Raw genomic sequence first — 25711 nt, forward strand, 5'->3', positions numbered from 1 at the left:
CACTCCGTTTACTTTATTGAGTTGATCGACCTTGCCTAGAACTGTACGAAAGGAAAAGCAGGTTTTAAATCAAAATGACTCAGATCTCGGGACTCGCATATGTGTTATGTTACCGACCAATTCCGATTTTGTAACGTTCATAACCCGTACTTTTAATTTTTTTCAAGTGCTGGTTCGAATCGTCAACGTTCCTGGAATTCAATAATTAGCTCAGAAAGAAGAATTCTCGAGATCTTGTTTTGATCTAAGAGTGCAAATCAAGACCAGTATCTTCAGGAAAAGCTGAATTGGATGACGCAATTTCAGAATGACAAGCATCGTTTCACAAGTTATGCTGAAAAATAGTCCGCCCTGCAACTTCTCAATGTGAGAACTGACTCGATTCTCTAATCAGGAAAATATCCAAATCATGAAATACTTTTTTATTTCTCATGATCTGACCGAAATCAAACAGAGCTCCCGTTGCACGTGGATCAGTTTTGGTCTCATAATTTGTAGCTTATCTGCAACTTCTATTTCTTACGCCGCGCAGCCATCAACTCCCAATATCGTAATGATTATCTCGGATGATCAAACCTATCGGGATTTCGGCTTTATGGGAAACAAAGAAATAAAAACTCCTCATATCGACCGTTTAGCAAAGCAATCAGCACGTTACATTAATGGTTATTTACCAACGAGCGTCTGTAGCCCGTCTCTTGCCACGTTGCTCACCGGCCTGTATCCACACCAAAGTGGCATTCACTACAATCATCCACCACCGGGCAATAGCCGATTTAATCAGATGACTTCGCGAAAAGAATATGAAACAAAACGCGGTCAGGCGTTTCGATTGATTCAAAATGTTGACACGTTACCACGTCTGTTAGCTGCACGCGGATATCGTTGCTTACAAACGGGGAAATTCTGGGAAGGCCACTATCGCAATGCTGGTTTTACAGAAGGAATGACTATTTTTAAACCTGTTCCTGATCAGACATTTGGTGGGAATCGAAAACTGGCTCATGGTGAATTGGTCGCGCATGGAAATGGTGACTGGGGATTAAAAATTGGCCGCGAGACAATGCAACCCATTTATGATTTCGTTCGCGATTGTGACCAGAAACAGACTCCCTGGTTTGTCTGGTACGCTCCCTATCTACCACATCAGCCCCACGATTCCCCTCAAAAGTATTTTGATCTGTACCGAAAAAACCAACGTGTCTCCCAACAGGAAATCGCTTATTACGCAAGCTGTTCCCAATTTGATGAGACTGTTGGAAAACTGATACAGTTCATAGAACAGGAATCCAATCCCAAAAGCACGCTGTTTTTATTTGTCATTGATAATGGCTGGACACCAGGACAAAAACCGATGAAATATCGGGAGAATTACCATCATACCAAAACGAGTAAACGCTCTCCATTTGAAGATGGATTGCGTTCGCCAATTCTCATTCGCTGGGATGGCGTTATCAAACCGGCAACTCATACTGCACTGGTTAGCAGCATTGATGTCGTGCCTACACTCTTACATGCGACAGGACAAGAAGAAAGAACTCAAGCACTCCCCGGAGTGAATCTACTGCCTTCTGCTCAAGGAACAGAAACGTTACCAACGAATCGAGCAGTATTTGGTGCCATTTATCCAGGAGATGCTTCATCGCTGGATCATCCCGAACGCGATGTCGCGTACCGCTGGATTCGTAAGGGGAATCTGAAGTTAATAACAACTCACAACACGAATGCACAAGGAATCGCATGGAATGATTATCACCGTGGCGACGTTTTATTCAACCTGGACCACGATCCGCCCGAAACAACAAATCTCATTAATGAAGAGAGTTATCGTCCATCTCGCGTTGAACTCAAAAGCCTGTTAGATGCATGGTGGAATCCGGAAAAAGTGAATTCAAAAAAGTAAGCTCTCTATAAAATTCCATACTTCGCAAACGCCTCCGTGGCAGACATCCCATTTTTGATGCTGTCGCGAAATATATTTTCTTCGTGCACTTTCTTCCACGCCAGTTGAATCACTTCTTGTTCCACTTCTTGAGGTACGACAGCGATTCCATCAATGTCAGCAAACACCAAATCCCCGGGCGAGAAAATAACACCACCGATTTCTACTGGTACATCGATGTCTACTATTCTTTGTCGGTCTTTGCTGTCATAAGGTGATGTCCCCACTGCCCAAACCGGAAACTGCATTTCCCGCATCTGACGTACATCGCGAACGGCTCCATCAATGATCGCTCCACGGCAACCTCGATGATGAACCGCCGTCGAAAGTAACTCCCCCCAGATTCCGGAACGCATCGAACCACTGGCAGCCGCGATGAAGATCTCATCAGGCTTAACCGAATCCACGGCCTTAAGTTCCAGTTCATAGGGGCTGGGATCTACGTGATACATATCCACCCATAAACTGGTTTTGCAGCGTCCGACGACAACAGATTCTACCGTCATGGGTAGTAGTTCTTCACGAGGTGATTGAAGAGTGTACCCAATGGAATCGAGGGCATCACAAATAATTGCAGAATGCATTGATTGACGCATCATTTCCAGAGTGATCGTTTCCGGTAAGGGCTCGTTCATTTTTAACTCACACTTTGTTGTTGAATTTGTTTTGTGATTCGCCGGGATGTTCGGACAACTGCTTTGATAAATTGTTGTAACGTCTTTTGATTAGCGCGGGCGCTGGGCACACTCAGACTGATTGCAGCAATGACATTTTCGTCTTCATAAACAGGAGCACCAATGCAAGTCACACCAACATCGTTCTGGTCCTGTTCAACCGCATAACCATCCTGCTGTACTCGTTGATGAATCCTTCGTAACTGGTTGACGTTAACGACGGTTTGCGTTGTCCGCGCAATGAGTCTGGTACGTTCGATGAGTGCATCCCACGATTCATCATTCATTTGAATGGTAATCGCGCGACCTAATGCAGTAGAGTAAAATGGATCGGTAGCATTTGGTTCAACAATCCGTCTTAAGGGATGCTTGCTCTCTAAGACACGTAGGTAACGGACTTTGGTTCCTCGCAAGACACCCAGATTGACGGTTTCCGCTGTTTCATCATGTAGAGCACGTAAAAAGGGATCGGCAAGTTCTGTCAGTCGATCGTCCATTTTTCCCAAAGCTAAGCGACGTAATTTGGAAGTAATCTCATAGACGCCTTTTTCCACGCGACTGACATAACCCAATTCAACTAATTCTTGGAGAATGCGGTGTACGGTCGGTTTGTGAAACCCTAACTCTTGAACAATCTCCATCAATGAAAGCGCGCCCTCAGATGAAGCTAACACTTCCAGCACATGAAATGCTTTGCCCAATGATGTCGCTTCCATAATTGAAGACATTTTGTAACTGATCCGCAAAAAGGAGACTTCTTCACGATGATTCGCAAATGCTTGCAATTCAGATTTTATTTCATTATAGTGAATTCATCATTCCAATATAAGATATAACACTTTATTTTTCAGATTGACTTAGAAACACAGAAAAGCTGTCCTCTACACAGGGAGTCCCCGATGCGTGTCGGAATTATTTCGATTCAACACGAATCAAATACGTTTATTCAAACCGCAACGACTCTTAATGATTTTAAATATGATGTATTGGCTACCGGAGAGAAAATCTACCCGATTTTCGAAAACGCAGCGCACGAACTCGGCGGTTTCTTTGCCGGCCTGGCAGAAACAGAGATAGAAGCTGTTCCTATTTTTGTGGCACGCGCTCTACCAGGAGGAACGATCACAAAAGAGACCGTTAGTACTCTGATTCATCTGTTAGACAATGAACTAAGCCAGGCAGGAAAGCTGGATGGTTTATTAGTAGCACCGCATGGAGCTGGTGTGAGTGAACAAGAACGCGATCTGGATGGCTATTGGCTGGAACTTCTACGTGAACGGGTGGGACCAGAGATTCCCATTGTTTGCACTTTGGATGCCCATGCCAATTTATCGCAAAAAATGCTTGATGCCTGCGACTCAACAATTGTTTATCGTTCAAATCCACACATCGATCAACGTGATCGTGGAATCGAAGCAGCTCGTTTGATGTATCGCATCTTACAAGATGAGATAAAACCAACTCAAGCAGCCTGCTTTGTTCCCGTTGCGATTAATATCGAACGTCAGCATACATCTTCAGAGCCGTGCGCATCATTGTATCAGCTTGCTGACGAAATGCTGAAAGACGCCAATGTTTTGACCAATAGTATCGTACTTGGATTTCCCTATGCTGATGTGCATGAAATGGGTTCGAGTTTTATCGTCGTTACTGACAATGATCAAATACGCGCCCAAAAATTAGCCGACCAACTGGGCCAAACATTGATCACTCGTCGAGAAGAATTTCAGGCACATTTGACCGGAATTGAAAAAGCCCTGGATCAAGCAGAGAAAATGGAAGGTCCCGTCTGTTTCCTGGATATGGGCGATAATATCGGCGGTGGCTCTCCCGCAGATGGCACAGCCATTTTACATGCGATTCATCAACGTCGAGGGCCCACATCATTTGCCTGTCTTTATGATCCTGCAGCAGCAAAACAAGCCATTGATACGGGCGTTGGCAATACACTTCAAGCACTGGCGATGGGAGGAAAAACAGATGATCAACATGGAGCCCCTTTGATCGCCGACGTCACTGTATTGAGCATCCATGATGGTCATTTTACTGAATCACAAGTGCGTCATGGAGGTAAAACAGAATATGACATGGGGCCAACCGCCGTTGTGCAAACGAAATTCGGATTGACGGTGATGCTAAACAGTCACCGCACACCGCCATTCAGTCTGGGACAATTGACATCGTGTGGAATAAAACCCGCAGATTATCAAATTCTCATTGCAAAAGGCGTACAAGCGCCTCTAGCCGCCTACAGACCGGTCTGCCCTAATTTAATTCGCGTGAACACACCGGGGGTCACTTCAGCCGACATAGAACAATTTCAATACAAGAATCGACGGCAGCCGCTGTTTCCGTTCGAACAAATTGAACAGGAACTTACGTCATAGTTAGAATAAATTCTAATTGTTAACAGTAAGTGTTGTCTGATAAGAGTCAACATCACAACAAAGGATTTAAAATGCAGATCACCAAAATAGAAACTTCGATTGCCGAGTCAATCATGCCGGGTCTGCTATTGGTACGAGTTCATACAAGCGAAGGAATTGTAGGTTGTGGCGAAACGTACTACGCCCCGCATGCTGTTGCCGCATTAATACATGACTGGATGTCTCATTATCTGATGGGGAAGAATCCACTTAACATCGAGTCCCACTGGCGATTTCTTTATGAACGCTCCACTAATTTTGGCTCACGCGGTGCAGAACTACGCGCGATTTCCGCCATTGATCTGGCTTTATGGGATATCTTCGGGCAAGTGACATCTCAGCCGATCTGGCAGCTGCTGGGAGGCTGCGTGCAGGAATCCATTCGCACATACAATAGCTGCGGTGGCCCTTCTTATGGCGGTACAACCGATAAGGAGAAATCTCACTGCTGGCCCGGTTATGGTCCGATAGGCAATCAAGGACCATTAAATGATTACTGGTCTGCTGTGAATGAACCAGTCGAATTGGCAGAGTCATTGATCTCCGAAGGTTATCAGGCACTTAAAGTCTGGACACTCGATTTTGCCGCACACAAAACCAATGGTCCGTTACACATCACACATCAAGACATCACGCGTGCGTTGAAACCGTTTCAGAAAATTCGAGAAGCCCTGGGAAACAATATTGAATTGATCATAGACGGTCACGGATTCTTCCAGCTCGCCCCTGCATTACGAATCGCAAAACGCTTACAGGAATACGACATTCTCTGGGCTGAAGATCTGCTACGTGTGGACTGTGTTGACACATTGAGTGATTTTAGAGAGAAAACCCAGATCCCGGTAGCTGTGAGTGAAATGTTCAACGGCCCCGATGACTATCGGCTGGCTCTGGAAAAGCGAGCCGCTGACTTTGTGATGATTGATCCAACCTGGGTTGGCGGAATCTCGCAAACGAGAAATATCACACGACTGGCGCAATTTTATAACATTCCTGTCGTCATGCATGATTGTACCGGTCCATTAACTCTACTAACGGGAGTGCATGTTGCCGCCAGTTCGAATAATGTGGCATGGCAAGAAAGCCTGAGAGCACATTTGAGAATGCTCTATCCCCAACTTATCGATCAAACAATTGAAGTCAAAGATGGTCGGATTCTGATTCCACAAACGCCAGGAATGGGCGTCACCTGGTTGCCTGAACTATTCGAACCGGGACAGAATCAATATCGAGTAACGCAAATTGTGTAAGCCATATTCTACCAATCTTGAATCAGAACGTTATTGAAATTCGATGACGTTTCCTGATTCGTCGACTTCAATCTGTAATGCGGCAGGCTCTGAAGGTAACGGTTTACCTGGGCACAATTCAAATTAATCAATCCTGAATTTGAATGAAAAAAATTCCCAGTTATCACCGAATCACTTGAACTCTCGCTTTTCTTTGTCTTCGAGAAATCGTATCTGGATTCTCCCAGTCTTCTCCAACAATCCAGCGATAGTTTAAAATTCGTCGACCATTCGTTTGCTCAGCACGAATCCAAAGTTCTTTGCCTTTCAACGCATTAGCATTGGGTATGTGATAAAGTTTACGGTCCTGGCCATTCTTGAGTTCTGTCACAATCCGTCGCATGCGTTTCATCCGTGGAACAAATAGACTGCAACGAAATTGGAGCGTTTCGAGAGGTGAGGTGTTGTTAATGATAATCTGCTCAACTTCCAGCACATTACCTTCAATTTTCTTGTCGACCACCTTGATCACAATATCTCCCAATCCGACACGATAAGGCCTGTGTACGCGGATCGAATAAAGCCGCTCCGCAGAAATTTCGTAATCGATTGATACATCTTTTCGCCCCAGACTGGCATTCGTAGGTAATGTCATAAACGTCTCGAGGCGATAGCCCTCTCCTGCGCCAGCATTAAACACCCACTCTTGAGGCTCTGTTTCCCAGCCTTTCGGAACATTCAAAAACGCCTTAGCGCGGATACTTTGCGAGAACGTGTTTTTGCCAATCACAGCTTCATTATGACCTCCGTACTCACTTTTCGATTTCCCTTTTTCAAATTGAGCGGCCAGCCTCCAATAAGCAACTTCTTTATTACATTTTCGAATAATCATGGGAGAAGAGCCCACGGATAGAACTTGACGCCTCGTCTTTGGATCGCGATCTAATTTAATTCTTCTACCCCAGACATCCGTAGCATAAGTGTGTTCCCCTAAATAAATGACTTCTTCTGTCGGTTCGTCATTCCAAACGAATACAACAGCTTCTTCGTCTCGCACAAAGACATGGTTCGTACTTTTGTTGGGCATATTAAAAGTACCCACATATTTTGTATCCTGAAGTGACAATGCCACCGTTCTCCAAGGCAGAAAGAGAAGCGTGGGTGAACCGTTTTTATTTAATAAACCATGTTGTTCGTCGAAAATCGAGGAAGCAAAAATGCCATCTGCTCCCATATATTTTGCAGTCACCATTCGTTTTGCCAGATCTACTCCCCGCTCTTCTGGAGAGTAGCCATCCCGGGGAAGTGGGGTTAATGTGACCCAGCGAGAGGTGATACTCGACGACAATTTGGAGTTCTGAAGTTCTCGAGCGAGATCGGAAGGCGATAACCGATTCTCATTTTTAATTGACACAAAACTGTTCACCAGACCTTTTTCAGGTAAAGGCGTTTTCCAGTCCCAGTGAATGCCGACATGAGTATCACGTCCAATTAAGTCGAGCTGTGACTTTACTTTTTTCAAAGTAGGATTCAGATTCTGCATACCGATAAAACTTTGGTCATCGTCTCCCCCCAGTTGCCAATAATTCACCAATGATGTAAAACGGGCAAACACTTCTTCGAGCGACGGTGACCAGAAACTCACAGGCATCGTGAAAATACCACTGACACCCTGCCAGTCTTTTGCAAATTGAGATCGTATTGCTTTGGGAGGATGGTTAAGCAATCCGATCGGTGTGATGCCCTTGTTCGACATTGCATCCAGCATCTCTGCGACCTGGTTTGGTTTATAGCCATTTTTCGATGACATTACGTTCCACAACGGAAATTTAATCCAATTGATCCCTGCCTGAGCGGCAATATCAGGCAGCTTATTAAGTGGAAGTTGTGCATTTTCCTCTGAAATAGTCCAACCAAATTCCCCTGTCGCTTTGGGAACCACTAAATCAATGACGGCAAACGTCGATTTCTCCGCCAGTATCGACTTCTGATCATGTAACAGGTTCGATCGGACTTCATAAAAGCCATATTCCATAGGTTTCAGGCGCCAGACTTCCGTATGTTTATTACCATCCAGCAAACGATTATCAGCCGATTTCTTCACTTCTTCCGGGCTCGACATTAATTCGAGTGAAGAGTTGGCAACCCGTCGATTCATACTATCAACGAGTTCTAGATCAAGCAGATATTTTTTTTTCGGATTCAATCCACTGATGCGACTACTGACCCGTATTTCTGCGGAATGATCAATAAAGTGACGATGATAATTATTAAAAATTTCCAACTGTGGTAAACTACCTATCCAGAGATCGTCAAACCAGATGTCTCCTGAAATATCTTTCTGTTTGTTGTGCGCCACATGACAACCAATGACAACAAACCGAACATTGGGCTTGGGCGTCATTGGACCAATTGCGACTTCAGCCCAATCGCTATGAGTTCCGGTAACTGGTCGACTCAAAAATTTCTGAATACGTTGACGTTTATGATCAAGGAATGAAACAGAAACCAAAGCCGCGTCATACTTTAATCGCTGTGTTTTGATGAACCCACGGAATAAATAAGCGTGATCTGCATCAATTTTTACAGGAGGGGAATAAATCGTGGCATGCCCTCCGTTCACTGCAATATGCAGGCTTTGATCTCCTGTGCGTCCCATCTTTCGATCGATGGAAATATCAATATATTGAGGATACCCTGGCCCCTTGCGGCGAGACCAGTCATCCGGATTGTCATCAAAGTCCCGGTCTTGTTTCGTTTCGAACGAATAAGTAACGATTGGCATTGAGTCATTCACCAAGTTACCCTCAAGAGGCAAACCGGCGAGCAACGCTAGGTAGCAGGTGAGATGCGATGACAGTATCATAGAGCTTTCCTGAATATGACAGTTCAATATCTATTGAATCGTCCATTTTTTGATCGAATCTCAATCTGGAACAGGAAGGGAATCCCTGATTTTTCAATCCTTTCCTGTTAACTTCGGGAGATCATTCTTTTTAGGCAGTCGGTTAGATAAAATTTGCCGGTTGATCTAATTGCCGGGATTATTTCGCTCTGTTAAAATGTCTAGAAAAATTATTCTATAAGGAAACGTATGTCTCGACTTAAACTCGCAGTCGCCACTCGCTGCTTTGGAATGCCCATCAAGCAGGCAATCAAAACAGCAGCCCAAATCGGGGCGCGAGGAGTGCAATTGGATGTTCATACTGAAATCATAGCTTCATCGTTTGGGGCCTCTGGTGAACGCCATTTCCGCAAACTTCTAGAAGAATTCAACCTCTCAATCGCATCATTACGGCTGCCAGCACAACGCGCATTAACAGAACCAGAATTCCTGGATCAGAGAATTTCAGCGATTAAATCCGCATTAGAATTCGCCTGGCGATTAAAAGTTCCGTTTTTAATCATTCATCCCGGCGCAATTCACACTGAGGAAGGCGGAAATTTCCAAATTGTGAGTGAAGTTTTGAATGATTTAGGGAAGTATGCTTCACACATTGGTACAGATCTTTGTATTGCCTGCGAAAAGAATTCACCAACAGTGATCCGAGAATTAATTTCCTCAGTCAATACGGGATTTGTTGGGGTCGAATTTGACACCGCGGAAATGGTATTCAATAACCAGAATCCTGAAACATCTGTACGAGAGCTCCATACCTGGATTAAGTCGTATCGGTTACGGGATGCGATTCGGGAAATGGACAGAGAGGGTGCTGAAGTTCCCCTGGGAGAAGGCATGGTTATCTGGGATCAATTCCTGCCCTTGGTTTCAGAAACTGGATATCAAGGCTGGCTTGCCATTGATCGCACACAAGGTAATCAGCGTCTTGAAGATTGTCGTCGTGCCATAACATACTTGCAACCGATGCTCGCTTAGTTAAATCATTTCACTTTCAGTCCAAAGCAATGAGATGTCACTTTTAGAACCAGAAATACTTTCTGTCACTGAGACCACTCGTCAGGTAAAAAATCTGGTCGAAGCCAATTTTCCACAAGCATGGGTGATCGGAGAAATTTCGAATTGTACGGTTGCCAGTTCCGGCCATGTCTATCTGACTTTAAAAGATGATTCCGCTCAACTGAGGGCAGTGATCTGGAAACGAACTGCGTCTCGACTGAAATTTCAAATTGAAGACGGAATGGAAGTCGTGGCTGTCGGTCCGATTGAAGTTTATCAGGCACGGGGTACGTATCAACTCAATATCGAACAATTGATACCACAAGGAGTGGGCGCACTTGAACTGGCATTTCGTCAGATGCAGGAAAAACTGGCAGCGGAAGGCTTGTTCAACCCCGAACACAAACAGCCAATTCCTTTCTTCCCGCGCAAGATCGCATTAGTTACCAGTCCCACAAGTGCCGCCGTCCGCGATATGCTGCAAGTCATCACCAGACGCTGGAACGCCGTCGATCTTGTGATCGTGCCTGTCGCTGTTCAGGGAGAGGGTGCAGCCGGGCAAATCGCGGCTGGTATTGAAGTTGCTTCACAAATTCCGAATGTAGATACAATTATCACTGGTCGTGGTGGTGGTAGTCTCGAAGACCTCTGGGCATTTAATGAAGAAGTCGTCGCGCGTGCCATCTTTGAGTGTCCAATTCCAGTAATCAGCGCTGTGGGACACGAAATCGATATCAGTATTGCCGACCTAGTCGCAGATCGACGCGCCTTAACTCCCAGCGAAGCGGCTGAACTTGCAGTACCACTACAGTCGGACATATTAGCGACATTAACCCATTGGGGAGATCAACTAACTACACACCTAAAACAACGTGCCCAACAAGTCCGTTTACAACTTGATGCACTGGCGGCCCACCCTGCTCTGACACGGCCACTGGATATGATACATAATCGCGTTTCACAACTTGACGAACTGGATCGCAGACTGATACGAAGCACACGCGAGTTAATATCTCGATTTGAATCGGAGACGAAACGACTGTCATCTGCACTGGATGCATTGAGCCCTTTAAAAGTGTTGAACCGTGGTTATAGCATCACACGCGTTGAGACAGAGAGCCAAACGACAGAGACAGACATCGTCAAATCAATCAAACAACTGAACGTGGGAGACACACTGCAAACACATGTCACTGATGGAGTCATTTTTAGTCAGGTTCAAAAAGTTGTTGAAGAAACATCATAAGCAGCACGAACAAAGTGAATATATTTCGTGAAATAGAAATTTTACTCGTAAAGAACTAAGCTCATGGCAAAGAAAAAAGCAGCAAAATCAAATTCGAAAGCACCTCTGTTTGAAGACTCACTGGCAGAACTGCAGGAAATTGTCAGTACCCTCGAAGAAGGAACAGCCGGACTTGAAGAATCAATGGAAAATTTCGAACGGGGCGTGAAGCTATTACGATCCTGCTATCAGTCGCTTGAATCCGCCGAGCAGAAAATTGAAATTTTGACTCGTGTCGACGATGATGGGAATCCAGTTTTAGAAGATTTCGATGCGACTGCATCGATTGATACTAAAGGCCCAGCAAAAACAGGAAGACGAAAAAGCAGTGCAAAAAAGACTAACAAAGACGATACTGAGAGCCAGAACGACCGAACTCTGTTCTAAAAACAGGTATCAAGTCCAGTACTCTTCGCCTGATAGAGCCATTCATGTCACAACCACTTCAACAATTAGTCATTGATGTCGGTAACAGCCGAATCAAATTTGTTTCACTGATAACAAACTTCAAAGCAGGAGAGACTCAACAGCTTCCGCTTGTCAAAAATGCCTGCTCAACATTGATAGAAGAACCCATCCCCTGGGAAGTGATTCAAAGCTGGTTTGATGGGCAACAAAACAACCAATGTCAGACTGTTGTTGCTGGTTCTAACCCTGGAGGTATCGAACGAGTCATTCAAAATTGGCCACAAGGTACGCTACAGCCCCCTATAGAGGTTCTTAATACGGCCGATTTTCCACTTGAAATCTGTGTCGAAGAGCCTAGGAAAGTGGGCATTGACCGTTTACTCAACGCAGTTGCCGCAAATCAGCTTCGAGATTCAGCACAAGGAGCGATCATTATCGATACCGGTACCGCTACAACAATTGATGTCGTCACTCCCCAAGGCAGTTTTGCAGGGGGCGCGATTTTACCAGGTTTTGAATTGTCTGCCAAAGCACTGCATAACTATACTGCCCTACTTCCTCTGATCCCTGTTAACGACTTGCGGCAGGAAGAACCTGTCGTGTTAGGTAAGAATACCACCGACGCAATTCGCAGTGGACTCTTCTGGGGACAACTGGGAGCCATTCGAGAACTTGTCTGTCAACAACGGGATCAATTATTACCCAATGCAAAACAAGTCGTACCTCTCATTTTATTATCTGGTGGTGGCTCCGCTCTATTGGCTTCACATCTCAAAGGATATGTACGATTTGAACCGTTACTCACATTGCAGGGGCTCGCAATAGTAGCTCAAAAAATCTGTGGTTCTAAATAATATGTCAGATCGTTCCGAAACTAACTCTCATTCTGCCTGCTCTGCCGCACTCCTCACCCCCCGCGGCAGAGGGGCTGTCGCGACCATTCGTGTCCACGGTGAACCGCACCGGCTGACAGACATGATCAATGCTTATTTTCAGGCGGCGAACCAGAAATCGTTCGATCAACACCCACTCAATCGCATTGTGTACGGACTCTGGGGCCAATCCAATAACGAAGATCTTGTGATATGTCGCCTTGATCCGGAAACCGTTGATATTCACTGTCATGGTGGACTGGCAGCCATTGAACGGATTCTGAATAACCTGGAGTCCCAAAGTTGCGAAATTCAAACGTGGCAGGAATTAATGAAAAAATCGCAGCCAGCACTGAATGTGGAGCTTCAGGAAACACTGATTGCTGCCACAACATTTCGAACTGCTGAGATTTTGCTGCGACAATCACAGGGATTATTATCTGCTGCATTCAAAGCGTTATTACCCGATAGTAAAACTGCCTTTGATTCCGATCAACTTCAATCACAAATCCGGGGGCTGCTTCGCTGGAAAAACTTGGGGTTGCATCTAAGCACTCCCTGGCGTGTTGTGTTAGCTGGTCGTCCGAATGTGGGTAAATCAAGTTTAATCAATGCGCTCCTGGGTTATGATCGATCCATTGTTTTTGATGAGGCAGGCACCACACGTGATGTATTGACGGCAACGACAGCAATTGAAGGCTGGCCGTTTCAGTTTTCTGATACAGCAGGAATCCGTGAACAGGCCGCTCCACTGGAAGCAGCTGGTATTCAACGTGCTGAACAGATTCTGGCTGAAGCCGACTGCCAGGTAATCCTGCTAGATACCAGTCAACCCGCTCATGCAGACGACCACCGTTTGCTTTCACAATGGCCAGATTCAATTGTGGTCGCTCATAAAGCCGATCTCCCCCAACAATGGGATGCTGCTCTCCCCAAACAGGCTATTGCTGTTTCATCTAAAACCAATTCAGGTCTTGATACACTGATGAAACAACTGGTAAAACGGCTTATACCAGAAATCCCTGATGAGAACACGGCGATTCCAGTCACAGTAAGGCAGACCAGACTGTTAGAAGAAGCAAGTCTGGCACTCGAAGACTCTGAGCATCAAATGTGCTGCAAACTGATTCAACAATTAATCTCAGTAGACTGATGCATCATAGAGAACCTTGGGTCATCGTTGCGCAACTGTCTGCTTCCATTGATGGAGCGCCATCATCAAATTGGCCTGAGTCCACAACAACGGAGTGATGTCATTGGGAACATACTTCCCTTTTTCCAGATAATAGGATTCAGGACAGCGATAAGGACCGAAAGTTGATTCGTGCGTCGTGAGCTGATTGAGTGAGCGATCCAGATGGAAACGTTGTTTTTGAGCATCTTCAGAATGTTCTGATTTCAGAAATCGTTGTCCATAGATCACAGATAAAATGGAATCGAAAATACACCACTGAGCTTCCTGATTTGGCTTCAATAGTCGATCCCGCTTTGCCTGGTTTTCACTGAAATCACTTGTTCTGTCGTCTTCGCTAAACATTTCCTTATAGTCTGCGCACCAGTATGAATCTCCCTGATAACGACGAATTCCATATTCCCCCATCAAATGTGTTCTGACATCTTCCATAATGGATTCTGCCATCTCATCTCGAACGAGTCCGAGAGGGTAAATTAAAAACAACAGGGCGCCATCATATTTTCGGGCCAGCAGTGGGTCGGCCTGGACGCATTCAGCAGGAAGAATTTGTGATAGAGTTGATTGTCCCTGCTCAATTAATTCATTCATCAATTCAGGCATAACGCGTTTTTTGCCAAATGTAAAATGGTTCCAGTTTTCACTTTGATCCAGATAACATTTCAACATCATCAATGCAGAGACGACTGTACCAATGCTGGAAGCTTCGATCTTACGGGCCTCTTCCCAGTGACCACTGTCTGCATCTTCCCAGAATTGAATCTTCTCAAAATAACGTACAAACGCTGCCAGCAGTTCTACTGATTCTTTATCAGGCGTCAACTTCGCTTGCTTTAACAAAAGACTATATAACCAAACGTAATAGCCCAATGCATCATTTTGAGCGTGAGCCCACTTTTCATCGATTTCTGCAAGCGTGTTCCCATCAAATCGAATATGGGGACGTTTCATGATTTCCGCTGCTTGATATTTTCCAGAAATGATATCATCAAAACGATCTCTGTGTTTGATAAAGTAATCGGTTAAAGTCGCCATTGCTTTACAAGCCGGCTTCTCTTTGCCGACTGCAAATAATGCATGAGCAATATGAATATTATCTCGTACCCAGATACTCTGATATCCTGTCGATTCATGAGCGATCGCCGCAGGAAAGAGGCCATTCTTCAAAGCGGGGAAAGAAAATGTCTCTTTCGAATCCAGGAATGAGATTAGTTGTTCTGTTTCTTTAACCGTCTCCAGAGATTGTTTTAAAGAGTGAAACGTGCTGCCATCCATATTAAAAACCTGATTTTTCGTTTGCTGAATTCAATCTTACATTGTGAAATACACTACGATCGAATTGACTATCGCCATGTTGAGTCGAGCGGCTCGAATTGTGAAACAATTTGCTGAAAAATGCAACGTCTGGTTCGCTACAAACAATTTGAAACCTGTTTCAAAAAATCAACAATGTTGTCTTTCTGCATCATTTTAGGTAACTCAGAAATCGTTGAATAGAGCGTTCTTCTTTAAAACAATACTCTACACTGCCTCTGTAAACCTCTATAACCTGCAGCACCATCCTATCCCGGTCAAGTCCTGAGAGCCGTTCTCAAGTCCCTACTCTGATTCAGCAGGGAGGAATAAAAATTGCTCTTGCTACTATCTCGCCACCGAGGTTCTCATTCTTCGCATTGTCTTTATTAATTCGGTTTACTTATGAAAGGTAACCCCCAATCTCTGTTTCGATCACATAAGATCGGCATCATCGCCTTGCTTCTGATTTTCTCCAGTATAGCTATGGCGCGGTGGAATCAGCTCTATTTTTTCACCCCCGACAGTGCCCGCTATGTGATGATGGCAAAATCGATTGCCAATGGTTCCGGTTATCGAGAAATCGATACTCCCGGCGAACCATTATATGCGCACCGTCCTCCCGGAATGTCGGTGCTCTTGACCCCGGCGGCGTTAATTGCTCCCTACAATGTTTTATTGGCGAAAACGACTGTCTTATTTGCAGCACTGGCTCTGATCACTCTGCTTTATCAATACGTTCGCCAATTACATGCGACTGAGACAGGACTGGCAAATCAAAGCTCAACAGGCCTCTATTGGCCCGCTCTGCTGATTACAGGCCTGTTTGCCATCAATCCTTATACACTGTTTTTCTCCACACTCGTCATGAGCGAAATTCCATTCATGGCCTGTTCTCTGGGTATTTTCTATCTACTGGCAATTCGACAGGATCAACCTGGCAAAAAGGACTTATTATTATTTACCAACCTGCTGATCTTTCTGCCTTTCCTGAGAACAATTGGCGTCGCTTTAGTGCTGGCGATCGGTCTATGGGCTATTGTCCGCCGCAAACGTTGGCCGTGGTTAACAGGCGTTGCTTGCTCTTTACTGGCTTCCGGTATCTGGATGTATCGAAATTCTGCCCTGGAAAAGAGTGGATATTCTTCAATCGCCTTAAAAGAAATCGAATCACAGGGAATTCTGGGAACGTTCATCGGCATTTTTCAAAGGTGTATCACTCACTTTGAAAGCTTCTGCCAGAAACTGTTTCCCGATATGCCAGGAGCTGCACCTCGTTATTCACGAATGATTCTGGATGAAAATCATATCCTTCCCGGACCGGTCTGGTTCTATCTGATTTTTGGGGGGCTCGTTCTTACTCTCTCATTATATGGAATGATCAAACGCCGTGATCAAGGGGGAACTGCTGCTTTAGGATATGTCATTCTCAGCCTCGGAATGCTCTCATTATGGCCCTGGATTCAACAGCGATTTACGCTTCCTCTGCTACCAATCGTTCTCGCATTTGTGCCTGCTGGCTGGAGTGCCTTTGTGCAACACATCGAGATCTCGCGACCCCAAACCCGCAAAGTGATGATTACCGCGTTTTCGGTCCTCTTGCTATTCTTCTGTAGCAAGCTGATTCAAACAGATTATCGATTGGTAAATGCTAATCTGCAGATGGTCACTCATCCAAATCAGTTCTATAGAGATCAGCTTCCACCGAATCAATTCAGCAACTGGACAACAGCCGGTGAGTGGATTAAACAGAATACATCTCCTGACAGCCGCTTGATTACACGGCGTGCCGACGTTGCAACAACCGGACAGCGATATCAGACACTCGATTTTTTTGAAACAACGAATGCGGAGAAACTTCATCAGAAGATTCAAGATTTTTCCGCAAATTATCTTGTTTCCTTCGATCGAAATACTGTATCAGCCTTTCCCTGGCATCTACTCGATCAGGACCTTGTCTATCGGATAACTCCCGTTTATGACAAACAAGGCGTGATGATTCTCAAACTGGAACCCAACCGTAGTGGGACCATTCGCCATAAATACTGGCATGATGGTGATTCACTGGCTATTGCCCGTAACGCCATTGAGCGATTCCCACATCGTCTTTCCTTTCAAGTGGCTTTGACACAACAGCTATTTGCGACCGGACACTATGCCGAATTGATAGAGTATGTGGAAAGTTTGCAACAGCAAGGAATTCAAGACGTCAGACTGACAAATCTGCTGGCCTGGTCATTGATAAAAACCCAACGTTATCAGAAAGCGATTCGTGAATTCGAACGTGCCTTCGCCATGCCCGACCAGAAAATGCTCCGCCGCGATTTGGTACAGGGAATTAATCTGGCACAAAAATCGTTGGAAGCCCAGTACCATGCTACAGACCAGCAACAATCAGTTAGTGACACTAATGATAAGGACCTCAAACGGGCAACAACCTACTTCCGTTTATCACACATCGAACGGGCAGAACAGATCCTTGTTGAAGCAATCAAAAAAAATCCTCCATATCGGGAAGGTCTGGGAAAATTACATACATTACTGGCCAAAGTCTATCTCGCAGAAAACCGTAAAGCCGATGCAGTTCAGGAATTACAGTCGGCTGTTAAGTCAGGTAATACTGATGCACAGGCCCTATTGCAAATGCTGGAACGAGAAGAAAAAGTAGAAAATTTGATAAAAATTCTGGAAAACAAGCATGATGAAAAAACAACACAATCTTTGGAACGTCTTCTGTCAGAAACAATTGTTTTAGCTCAGTCTTATGAACAGAACGGCATTCCAGGAAAAGCGCTGCATTTAATGGAACGGGCGAATACATTAATTCCCAACAATCCACAGTTGTTGAAGTTATTACTCAAGTATCAGCAGTTTTATGCTCTGATACCTAAAGCTGAAGAAACATTATTACAGCTCCAGAAGCTGACTCCCCACGATCCAACTTTGGCGAAAGAAGCCAAAAAGATGGAATCACGAAAACAGATTCCTCGTTTCTAAAAAACAACCATCAACGGTCGTATATGCATCATTCCCGTTAATATCCGACATGCTCTCAAAAAGAGGGTAAAATTATTCATACGAGAATTTGTTGCGGGCCAGTAACGGGGGGACTTCTGATGGAACTCTGGATCGATGGCTGGATTCATTACTTTCTTGGCGTCTGGGATAATGCAACCTTCACTGATTATCTCATCTTGATTGTCTGTGTCGCCATTATCGGTGGTTTTTTCAACTTCCGCCAAAACAGCACCAAGTAATCAACGGCTGAGAGTTACACAACGCGCCACTCTTCGCCAGCATAAGCAACAATGTCGCCCGGCGATAATTGTTTGCGGCGTTTCGTTTCCACAGCCCCGTTGAGTGTGACTTCTCCCGCTTGGATTACAACCTTGGCATGCCCCCCCGTTCCCACTGCGCCCTGCTGTTTCAAAAACTGGTCTAAACGGATCGGTGGACGTTCTTCAGATGTCATTCAGATTTTTCTCACTCAGAATTACTGCTTTTTAGTTTTCTTCTTTTTGTTTTTGGATTTTCGAGGTCGCTTCAACTTTTCGAGCTCTTCAAGTGTAGGAGCTCGAAATGCGGGATCTTGTGGTGAAGCAGATGCAAGCGGGCTCATATCCCCCACTTTTTTCTGCCAGGCTTTCATTTCTGCCAAAAGTCGAGCTGCATGAGGTTGGCAGGCTGTTTGATCGAATAAGTTTCTGGTTTCCTCTGGATCATTCTCCAGGTCAAATAGTTGCGACTGATTAATCTGCGGGTAAGTAATCAACTTCCACTTTTTATCGCGGACAGATCGTTGACCCTCTTTGTAAGAGGTAAATAGGGTATCCCGGACCTTTGACTGCTTACCTGAGATAACAGGCCAGATACTTTCTGCATCCAGTCCTGCAGGAATTTTTGTCCCCACCATTTCACAGACCGTTGGATAAATATCGTAGAGATAAACCAATGCATCACTTCTACCTTGGGGAATTCCCGGACCACTAAAAATTAACGGTGATTTCATACTGTGTTCGTAGAGGCTTTGTTTTCCCATCAACCCATGACTGCCTATCGCCAGTCCATGATCAGAAGAGAAAATGATCACCGTATTATCATACTCTCCACTCTCTTTGAGAGTCTTTAATAAGCGACCAATGTGGGCATCAAGTCCGGTAATGTCAGCATAGTAGTCATGCAGATGTTTTCGAACTTCTGCCTTGCTTCTGGGAAAACCAGCCAGTAATTCATCACGAACTAACTGCTCCCCGTTATTGAACGGATGCAAAGGGAGATAATTTTTGGGGAGTTTGATTTTATCGCGACTGTAGAGATCCATATATTCCTGATCAGCCACACGTGGATCATGAGGACAAGAAAATGCGAGATACATGAAAAAGGGTTTGTCGCGATTCGATTTTAAAAACTGAACAGCATTGTCCACGATTTCTTTTCCAGGCTGCCCGAGCATACGTGCTTGCTGGTCGTTCAAATATTGGGACTTGTCGAATTTTTTATGGATTTCTAAGGCTGTATTACCTTTCTTCCCATGATGGTAGGTGAAGTAACCTGCCTCCTTCATGGACTCTGGAAAATTGGGTTTCTTTGCAGAAGCATAACGCCCAGTCCAGCGGAAATAGGTGCGCCCACTGAGCAGCATATTTCGACTACAGACACAAACCGCTCCTGAATTGCTACCCAGGCAATACGCGTTATTGAATACAAACCCACTACGTGCAAGTTGATCCAGGTTGGGTGTCTGAATGAGATCATTCCCTAACGCATGGATTGTGTCCGCGCGCTGATCGTCCGTGAATAAAAACAGAATATTCGGTTTTTGTTTCTGTTCGGAAGCCGCGTCGACTACTCCACAACCTGAATACATAAAGCAGACTGAAAAAAACAAAGCAAAAAAAACTCTGAGTCGAAAACTCATGCATGCCTCCAAGATTGAGCGCCAGTTTGGTATCCTGATAGTCGATTTACCATGATGTACCACAAAATTTAAATATATCGCAAGGAACAACCAAATGCCAGAAGCAACCTATGATCCTGTCAGCATGATCAAACCCCGTCGTAAGATAACAGGAATTTCAGCTGTTTTGCTCCCCTATCTGGAATCCGGAGAAATTGATCGAGACTCGTTAAGCGCTCATGTTGCCCGCACGTCAGACTTGGGGATCACGCCTGCGGTAAACATGGATACTGGTTACGTGCATCTCATAGATGAACCCACTTTTATTGAAGTACTGAAACTCACACAACACACGCTGAGTGGCGGACCTTTTGTTGCAGGTGCCTTTGTCAGCGATCAACCAGGTGCTGCTTTTGACGCCACCGGCTATCAAAGAAAAATTGATCTCATTCAGGAACATGGTGGAACACCGGTCATTTTTCAGTCATTCGGTTTAGTCGATCAGGCACCAGCTCAGATCATCGAATCTTATCGGACGATTGCTGCCAACACTGATCGCTTTATTGGTTTTGAACTCACTAAGGACCTCGCTCCTTTTGGATCAGTCTATGATTTGGAAACCTATGCGGCCTTGATGGACATTCCGCAGTGTATCGGAGCCAAACAATCGTCCTTCCACCGCGAACCGGAATGGGAACGCCTGCAGCTCCGAGATCAGAAACGTCCTGATTTCAAAGTCTTTACAGGTAATGATTTTGGGATCGATATGATTCAGTACGGCAGTGACTACTTACTGGGGCTCAGTACTTTTGCTCCCGATCTGTTTGCAAAACGAGACGCGTACTGGGCTGCAGGAGACCCTGCGTTTTATGAACTGAACGATCAATTACAATATCTCGGCTATTTCACCTTCCGCGGCCCCTCTCCGGCTTATAAACATTCAGCTGCTCAGTTTCTACATCTGCGTGGCTGGATCAAGACCAATCAAACACATCCCGAAAGCCCCACCAGACCCGATAGCGATATTGAGGTCCTGCGAGAATTGGGACAGCGACTCAATGTCATCGATTAATCAAAAACTCCCCATTACCGATTCAGTAATGGGGAGTTGATTAATTTTCAGAGAATCAAGCCAAAAAGAGCTTCTGAACTCTTTAGCAATCAGCCAAAGGTTCTTTCTTTTCGGTAATCACAGGAAGTTCCTGTGATTTTTCGGCGTTGATCTGAATGTATTCCTGCCATTTTTCCGGAACATTATCTTCATGATAAATGGCTTCAACCGGGCATTCAGGAACGCATGCTTCACAGTCAATGCACTCATCCGGATTGATGTAAACCATTGAATCTGCTTCGTAGAAACACTCTACAGGGCAAACTACGACACAATCTGTATATTTGCAATTGAAGCAAGCCTCTGTAACCACGTGCGTCATGAGTTTTCCTTTCTGGACTTTACTCGTATCAAGTTGGTAACTGTCTGAAAATATTATAGGCTTCAAATTTTTAAAAACTACCTGACCGGCATGATCCAATCAAATTTTGATAATTTAGGGTAGTTATCATTCTGTATATAGTCGATTTCGGAAGGCCGTTTCAACCTTGAATTCGCGATTCCTGCGAGAACTCGCCAAAACAGGTGTTATGACTACAAAACCATACAGAAATACTGGTTATGCTTCTACTATCGGCAATCGTTCAAACAATCATTGGTCGATTGAAAAATCAGGGCCCATGATCAGATCACTAGCCCCACTCCACAACCTTTGAGAGTCCTAATTTTTCGGAACGACACATATTGACAGAATATGGTTCTCGACATAATCTACCGACGAATTTCCAGATCTCTGCTGAAAAATCCAAGATGGAAACAACTCAGTGTGATCGAATTAGATGCATCTTACCTGAAAACAAGGTGTACCAAATCTCTCAAAACTACCAAACTTACCTGTTTTTGAGCACGGAACTCCCTGATTTCACATAGCGAATGGAGTCGCTGAATGACGAAAGACACCCCCACCCCTGTTCCATTTATCAACCTTGTCGCCCAATATCAAAGAATTAAAGACGAAGTTCAGGCAACAGTCCTGAAAGTGTTTGAAGATCAAGCCTTTGTCTTAGGAGACGAAGTCGCTGAATTTGAATGCGATATCGCCGAATATTGTGATTCTCGAAATGCCATCGGTGTTGCATCTGGTACGGACGCACTGCTCTTAGCATTGATGGCTTTGGAAATCGGTCCGGGTGATGAAGTGATTACCAGCCCGTTTACCTTCTTCGCTACTGGCAGTTCGATTGCTCGTGTGGGAGCAACACCAGTTTTTGCGGATATTGATCCTGTGAGCTACAACCTCTGCCCGGAATCGATTGAGAGTAAAATCACAGAGCGCACAAAGGCGATCATGCCAGTTCATATTTTCGGGCAATGTGCCGATATGGAACCAATCTGGAGAAATGCCGTTCGCAATGGAATTCCCGTAATTGAGGACGCCGCTCAAGCCATTGGTGCAGAATATCGTGGACGACGCTCGGGAGTGCTGGGCACACTTGGCTGCTTTAGTTTTTTCCCCACGAAAAATCTGGGAGGCGCCGGCGATGGCGGTCTCGTTACCACCGACGATCCCGACCTGGCCACCCGTGTCAGACGTCTCAGAGTTCATGGAGACCTCGGCGGCTATCAGCATGCAGAAGTCGGAATTAACAGCCGACTCGATGCTCTGCAGGCAGCGGTATTAAGAGTCAAGTTAAAGTATCTTGATCAGTGGACAATGGAACGTCAGGAAAATGCCAGACGCTATAATTCACTCTTGCGTCATTATCAGTTGCTGGACTGTGTCGAACCACCAACAGTGCTGCCTGACCGCCGACATGTTTACAATCAATACACGGTGCGTGTTAAAGGCGGACAACGGGATAAAGTGCTTCAAGACTTACGAGAGAAGCACATCGGTTGTGCCATCTATTATCCCCGCCCATTACATATGCAACAGTGTTTCGAGTATCTGGGCTATCAGGCAGGAGATCTTCCGGAAACAGAACTTGTTACCAGTGAATGTCTCGCGCTGCCGATCTTTTCAGAACTGAGTGAAGTCCAGCAGGAAATTGTGATTCGAGGAATCGCAGAAAGTCTGGGGCGACTTTCTTCTTCGAAATACCCCACACTTTACTCAGAAACACCCCAAAACTCGAAAGCGGCATAAGCAGTTTTACCGCCTACGAATAGATACGATAATCCCACTGATTTCTCCAGGAATCAGTGGGATTTTTTCGTTGCCTTGCTTTGAAGGTCTCTTTTCTTTCGGTTGGTAAGGCAACACACCAAACTTAACCTATTTTACACAACCGGACCTGAAACGAATTAGCGACTCTAAAAATGGCGGAAAAATCCAGGTAATTCCCACACGCGACGAATCCAGCGTGTAGATTTATGATAATGAAATTAATTTCCACGATCGATGTACAAGGCATCCACGCCCCGAAATATGTTCCTGCCAGAATATTGTCACTGATCGGCAGTTAAGGAGATCCCATGCCGACTCGTTTCCGATTTTCAGTAATTCTCATCATGGTGACTGTGAGTCTCATACAGCCATCTATCGTTCTATTACAGGCAGAAGAGAGCAAAAAGAAGGAACCCGATCCAACGGCAGGTAAAACAGCAGTTGCGCTGAACTACTGCCGCGCAGCCTTCTATCGCATGAAAAAATCTGGTTCCAAAGAAGTGATGTTCGAGGAGCGAGAAAAGATTCTGAACAATCTGAACCTGAATGGCATTGGTGATGAGAAAGTCATCAAGCTGTACTCATCCGTTCTAGATGAAATCGGTCAGGTTGAGATTGCCGATAAGGAAAGAGAGTACTTCAAAAATAAGCATAAATATCATTCGCGTCAAAAGATCGCCACCAATGCACTTGCCTTAACGACCGACGTTTTAACATTCCAATTCGGGAATGCGGTTCGAACCGGAGCAAATAGTTGGTGGGATTACCGCAATATAGAGGCCCAAAAAGATCTGGATGTCTGGCGTGTGGATAAGAAACGCATGGAAACGGTGATTTCCAAATCCAATTTATTTCTGGATACCTTCTGGAAACTCGCGCAAGAGAAAAATATTCCCGATTACTGGCTCATTCGTGATGACGACTTAGAAGCACTAGATAAAGCGATGCTGGAACCAAACCCACGCGTTCGCTTGCGAATTTTAAAACGCCTGGAACGCTTTATGAGTCACTACCCTCCGTATTGGTATTATCTAGCCCGTACACAGCAGGCTCAAGGGCAACTCTTTGCTGCCTCACACACCTACACACAACTCGCTGATGTCGGAGATGGTTTCTTCCGACGTGATGACATGCTGGCTGCAGGAACCGCAAACCTGGCCAGCATTCGCGACTATCTGGGTCAACCCGGGTCCGCGAAAATGGCTCAAAAGTCACAACAATATTCGTCTGACGTCTGGGAAGCAAATCTGCTCTGCTCACGAATTTTACAAAAGTATAAACAACATGACGAAGCGGAAGAGGCTATCCTGCGCAATCTTGATGTCGACTTGGAAACCAATCAGAGTTCGATCGCTTTGCTTTCACACTATTATACGACCAATAATAAGCAGAAAATGATTGCCCAGTTGAATGAATCCAAGATCGTCGAGGCCGTTCCGGTTCCGACATTGATTCAGTGTGCCATGTTCCTGGGCGCAGAAAGAACACCTCCCGTTGCAAAAGCACAAATCGCATCCTCATTATATGTTTACCCACAATTGCATTTTGGAGCAGATGATATTGTCATCGCTTCTACGGGAAACTGGCACTTACAAATGGCAAGCTCGGAACTGATCATGGGTAATCAAGTTTATTCTCGCCCACGACTGGTGGCAGGAAAAAAAGAGACACAGGCACGATTTGAACGGGTTGCTGAATTTGGCCATCCGCTTGGAAATTCAAACGTAGCGACGGCACAGCCAAAACTACGATTGAAATATCCGGATGGTTCTTCTCTTGAACTCATGTTGGCCTCCAACCCACAAGAACGAAACCTCTTAGACGGAGGTAATCTGATGACCGCTCTCAAAGCACCAATCGGGGAGCATTATCGGATTGTGGGGGCAGAGATCCAGGGTCAAACGATTGCGTTTAACAGAAACACGATCCACGATGATGGCCGCCGTATCGTACGTCAAAAACCATTGAAATCACCCAACACTCCTCGTTTGTCTAAGGAAAACCAACCTCAGCTCCCATTAAAAGGACAAACGCTGCAGGCACAATCAAATTCTAAACTACCTACGCTGGCCATGCCAAACGACCTTTCAATACCAGAGACACCTCCTGTGATCCCGACCCTCTCATTCGACACAAAGTCTTCTGAAAAGGACAAATCCAGTAAAAAGAAAAAGGGAAAAGTCGTCAGCTTCCCGGAACCGCCTGAAGATGACTAATGTACCGTAACACAGCCTTTCTAATCGGTTGCCACTGCCGGAATCAGAAAAAGAGACGAGAGAAATAGTAGTCTTCTGGTTACTACACGGGTATGATAATCATACATTATTACCATCCATCACATAATTGATGGGCTGATTTCCTTCTATCGGAATATTTG

General features: G+C 45.1%; 20 protein-coding genes. 13 read left to right on the plus strand and 7 right to left on the minus strand.

Features of this window, described 5'->3' with window-relative positions:
* The first annotated feature begins 409 nt into the window (after positions 1-409).
* Entirely contained in the window at positions 410-1903 is a 1494-nt protein-coding gene (locus tag V144x_RS25610; RefSeq protein WP_144989606.1) for a sulfatase-like hydrolase/transferase, read from the plus strand.
* A gap of 5 nt (positions 1904-1908) precedes the next feature.
* On the opposite strand, the gene V144x_RS25615 is transcribed toward V144x_RS25610, so the two are convergent.
* Positions 1909-2577 carry an RraA family protein gene (locus V144x_RS25615; protein WP_144989608.1) on the minus strand — a complete coding sequence of 223 codons (669 nt, stop codon included), beginning with the start codon at positions 2575-2577 and terminating at the stop codon, positions 1909-1911.
* Positions 2578-2579: 2 nt separating this feature from the next.
* The gene (locus tag V144x_RS25620) at positions 2580-3344 is read right to left on the minus strand and encodes an IclR family transcriptional regulator (RefSeq protein WP_197998640.1); all 765 of its coding nucleotides are present in this window, start codon (positions 3342-3344) and stop codon (positions 2580-2582) included.
* Positions 3345-3515: 171 nt separating this feature from the next.
* Here V144x_RS25620 and V144x_RS25625 point away from each other — a divergent pair, with 171 nt between their 5' ends.
* Both V144x_RS25625 and V144x_RS25630 read left to right on the plus strand, forming a co-directional pair.
* Complete coding sequence (locus V144x_RS25625) at positions 3516-5003, plus strand: M81 family metallopeptidase (protein ID WP_144989610.1); 1488 nt, start codon at positions 3516-3518, stop codon at positions 5001-5003.
* A gap of 71 nt (positions 5004-5074) precedes the next feature.
* Positions 5075-6292: a mandelate racemase/muconate lactonizing enzyme family protein gene (locus V144x_RS25630; RefSeq protein WP_144989612.1), complete on the plus strand. Its 1218-nt coding sequence runs from the start codon at positions 5075-5077 to the stop codon at positions 6290-6292.
* A gap of 163 nt (positions 6293-6455) precedes the next feature.
* Here the strand turns inward: V144x_RS25630 and V144x_RS25635 are convergent, their stop codons facing one another.
* A complete protein-coding gene (locus V144x_RS25635; RefSeq protein WP_144989614.1) occupies positions 6456-9137 on the minus strand; it encodes a hypothetical protein in 2682 nt (893 codons plus the stop codon).
* A gap of 228 nt (positions 9138-9365) precedes the next feature.
* On the opposite strand from V144x_RS25635, the gene V144x_RS25640 reads away from it, so the two are divergent.
* The 5 genes from V144x_RS25640 to V144x_RS25660 all read left to right on the plus strand — a co-directional run bounded on the left by V144x_RS25640 (position 9366) and on the right by V144x_RS25660 (position 13887).
* Positions 9366-10148: a sugar phosphate isomerase/epimerase family protein gene (locus tag V144x_RS25640; RefSeq protein WP_144989616.1), complete on the plus strand. Its 783-nt coding sequence runs from the start codon at positions 9366-9368 to the stop codon at positions 10146-10148.
* A 34-nt stretch (positions 10149-10182) separates the two neighbouring features.
* Positions 10183-11415 carry an exodeoxyribonuclease VII large subunit gene (gene xseA / locus V144x_RS25645; protein ID WP_144989618.1) on the plus strand — a complete coding sequence of 411 codons (1233 nt, stop codon included), beginning with the start codon at positions 10183-10185 and terminating at the stop codon, positions 11413-11415.
* Positions 11416-11478: 63 nt separating this feature from the next.
* Complete coding sequence (locus V144x_RS25650) at positions 11479-11841, plus strand: exodeoxyribonuclease VII small subunit (protein ID WP_144989620.1); 363 nt, start codon at positions 11479-11481, stop codon at positions 11839-11841.
* A gap of 44 nt (positions 11842-11885) precedes the next feature.
* Positions 11886-12716: a type III pantothenate kinase gene (locus V144x_RS25655; protein WP_144989622.1), complete on the plus strand. Its 831-nt coding sequence runs from the start codon at positions 11886-11888 to the stop codon at positions 12714-12716.
* 1 nt (position 12717) lies between these two features.
* Positions 12718-13887: a GTPase gene (locus V144x_RS25660; RefSeq protein ID WP_144989625.1), complete on the plus strand. Its 1170-nt coding sequence runs from the start codon at positions 12718-12720 to the stop codon at positions 13885-13887.
* Between the two features lie 21 nt (positions 13888-13908).
* Here the strand turns inward: V144x_RS25660 and V144x_RS25665 are convergent, their stop codons facing one another.
* Positions 13909-15201, minus strand: a complete 1293-nt coding sequence (locus V144x_RS25665) for a glycoside hydrolase family 15 protein (protein WP_144989627.1) — start codon at positions 15199-15201, stop codon at positions 13909-13911.
* 423 nt (positions 15202-15624) lie between these two features.
* Between V144x_RS25665 and V144x_RS25670 the strand changes: the two genes are divergently transcribed.
* Both V144x_RS25670 and V144x_RS28545 read left to right on the plus strand, forming a co-directional pair.
* A complete protein-coding gene (locus V144x_RS25670; protein ID WP_144989629.1) occupies positions 15625-18216 on the plus strand; it encodes a hypothetical protein in 2592 nt (863 codons plus the stop codon).
* A gap of 119 nt (positions 18217-18335) precedes the next feature.
* Complete coding sequence (locus V144x_RS28545; RefSeq protein WP_197993310.1) at positions 18336-18476, plus strand: hypothetical protein; 141 nt, start codon at positions 18336-18338, stop codon at positions 18474-18476.
* A gap of 14 nt (positions 18477-18490) precedes the next feature.
* Here V144x_RS28545 and V144x_RS25675 read toward each other — a convergent pair whose 3' ends face one another.
* Both V144x_RS25675 and V144x_RS25680 read right to left on the minus strand, forming a co-directional pair.
* Entirely contained in the window at positions 18491-18691 is a 201-nt protein-coding gene (locus tag V144x_RS25675; RefSeq protein ID WP_144989631.1) for an RNA-binding S4 domain-containing protein, read from the minus strand.
* A gap of 21 nt (positions 18692-18712) precedes the next feature.
* Positions 18713-20137 (minus strand): sulfatase-like hydrolase/transferase, encoded by a 1425-nt coding sequence (locus V144x_RS25680; RefSeq protein ID WP_144989633.1) that lies wholly within the window; start codon positions 20135-20137, stop codon positions 18713-18715.
* Between the two features lie 94 nt (positions 20138-20231).
* On the opposite strand from V144x_RS25680, the gene V144x_RS25685 reads away from it, so the two are divergent.
* Positions 20232-21188 (plus strand): dihydrodipicolinate synthase family protein, encoded by a 957-nt coding sequence (locus V144x_RS25685; RefSeq protein ID WP_144989635.1) that lies wholly within the window; start codon positions 20232-20234, stop codon positions 21186-21188.
* An 82-nt stretch (positions 21189-21270) separates the two neighbouring features.
* On the opposite strand, the gene V144x_RS25690 is transcribed toward V144x_RS25685, so the two are convergent.
* Entirely contained in the window at positions 21271-21549 is a 279-nt protein-coding gene (locus tag V144x_RS25690) for a ferredoxin family protein (protein ID WP_144989637.1), read from the minus strand.
* Positions 21550-22113: 564 nt separating this feature from the next.
* On the opposite strand from V144x_RS25690, the gene V144x_RS25695 reads away from it, so the two are divergent.
* Both V144x_RS25695 and V144x_RS25700 read left to right on the plus strand, forming a co-directional pair.
* Positions 22114-23313: a DegT/DnrJ/EryC1/StrS family aminotransferase gene (locus V144x_RS25695; RefSeq protein ID WP_144989639.1), complete on the plus strand. Its 1200-nt coding sequence runs from the start codon at positions 22114-22116 to the stop codon at positions 23311-23313.
* Positions 23314-23642: 329 nt separating this feature from the next.
* Complete coding sequence (locus V144x_RS25700; RefSeq protein ID WP_144989641.1) at positions 23643-25550, plus strand: hypothetical protein; 1908 nt, start codon at positions 23643-23645, stop codon at positions 25548-25550.
* The last annotated feature ends 161 nt before the right edge of the window (positions 25551-25711 follow it).

This window comes from Gimesia aquarii (genome assembly GCF_007748195.1).
Lineage (GTDB): Bacteria > Planctomycetota > Planctomycetia > Planctomycetales > Planctomycetaceae > Gimesia > Gimesia aquarii.

Bases quoted from the DNA above. Each gene is read 5' to 3' on its own strand.
- V144x_RS25610 (WP_144989606.1), top strand. From the start codon at position 410: ATGAAATACTTTTTTATTTCTCATGATCTGACCGAAATCAAACAGAGC.
- V144x_RS25615 (WP_144989608.1), bottom strand. From the start codon at position 2,577: ATGAACGAGCCCTTACCGGAAACGATCACTCTGGAAATGATGCGTCAA.
- V144x_RS25620 (WP_197998640.1), bottom strand. From the start codon at position 3,344: ATGTCTTCAATTATGGAAGCGACATCATTGGGCAAAGCATTTCATGTG.
- V144x_RS25625 (WP_144989610.1), top strand. From the start codon at position 3,516: ATGCGTGTCGGAATTATTTCGATTCAACACGAATCAAATACGTTTATT.
- V144x_RS25630 (WP_144989612.1), top strand. From the start codon at position 5,075: ATGCAGATCACCAAAATAGAAACTTCGATTGCCGAGTCAATCATGCCG.
- V144x_RS25635 (WP_144989614.1), bottom strand. From the start codon at position 9,137: ATGATACTGTCATCGCATCTCACCTGCTACCTAGCGTTGCTCGCCGGT.
- V144x_RS25640 (WP_144989616.1), top strand. From the start codon at position 9,366: ATGTCTCGACTTAAACTCGCAGTCGCCACTCGCTGCTTTGGAATGCCC.
- xseA (WP_144989618.1), top strand. From the start codon at position 10,183: ATGTCACTTTTAGAACCAGAAATACTTTCTGTCACTGAGACCACTCGT.
- V144x_RS25650 (WP_144989620.1), top strand. From the start codon at position 11,479: ATGGCAAAGAAAAAAGCAGCAAAATCAAATTCGAAAGCACCTCTGTTT.
- V144x_RS25655 (WP_144989622.1), top strand. From the start codon at position 11,886: ATGTCACAACCACTTCAACAATTAGTCATTGATGTCGGTAACAGCCGA.
- V144x_RS25660 (WP_144989625.1), top strand. From the start codon at position 12,718: ATGTCAGATCGTTCCGAAACTAACTCTCATTCTGCCTGCTCTGCCGCA.
- V144x_RS25665 (WP_144989627.1), bottom strand. From the start codon at position 15,201: ATGGATGGCAGCACGTTTCACTCTTTAAAACAATCTCTGGAGACGGTT.
- V144x_RS25670 (WP_144989629.1), top strand. From the start codon at position 15,625: ATGAAAGGTAACCCCCAATCTCTGTTTCGATCACATAAGATCGGCATC.
- V144x_RS28545 (WP_197993310.1), top strand. From the start codon at position 18,336: ATGGAACTCTGGATCGATGGCTGGATTCATTACTTTCTTGGCGTCTGG.
- V144x_RS25675 (WP_144989631.1), bottom strand. From the start codon at position 18,691: ATGACATCTGAAGAACGTCCACCGATCCGTTTAGACCAGTTTTTGAAA.
- V144x_RS25680 (WP_144989633.1), bottom strand. From the start codon at position 20,137: ATGAGTTTTCGACTCAGAGTTTTTTTTGCTTTGTTTTTTTCAGTCTGC.
- V144x_RS25685 (WP_144989635.1), top strand. From the start codon at position 20,232: ATGCCAGAAGCAACCTATGATCCTGTCAGCATGATCAAACCCCGTCGT.
- V144x_RS25690 (WP_144989637.1), bottom strand. From the start codon at position 21,549: ATGACGCACGTGGTTACAGAGGCTTGCTTCAATTGCAAATATACAGAT.
- V144x_RS25695 (WP_144989639.1), top strand. From the start codon at position 22,114: ATGACGAAAGACACCCCCACCCCTGTTCCATTTATCAACCTTGTCGCC.
- V144x_RS25700 (WP_144989641.1), top strand. From the start codon at position 23,643: ATGCCGACTCGTTTCCGATTTTCAGTAATTCTCATCATGGTGACTGTG.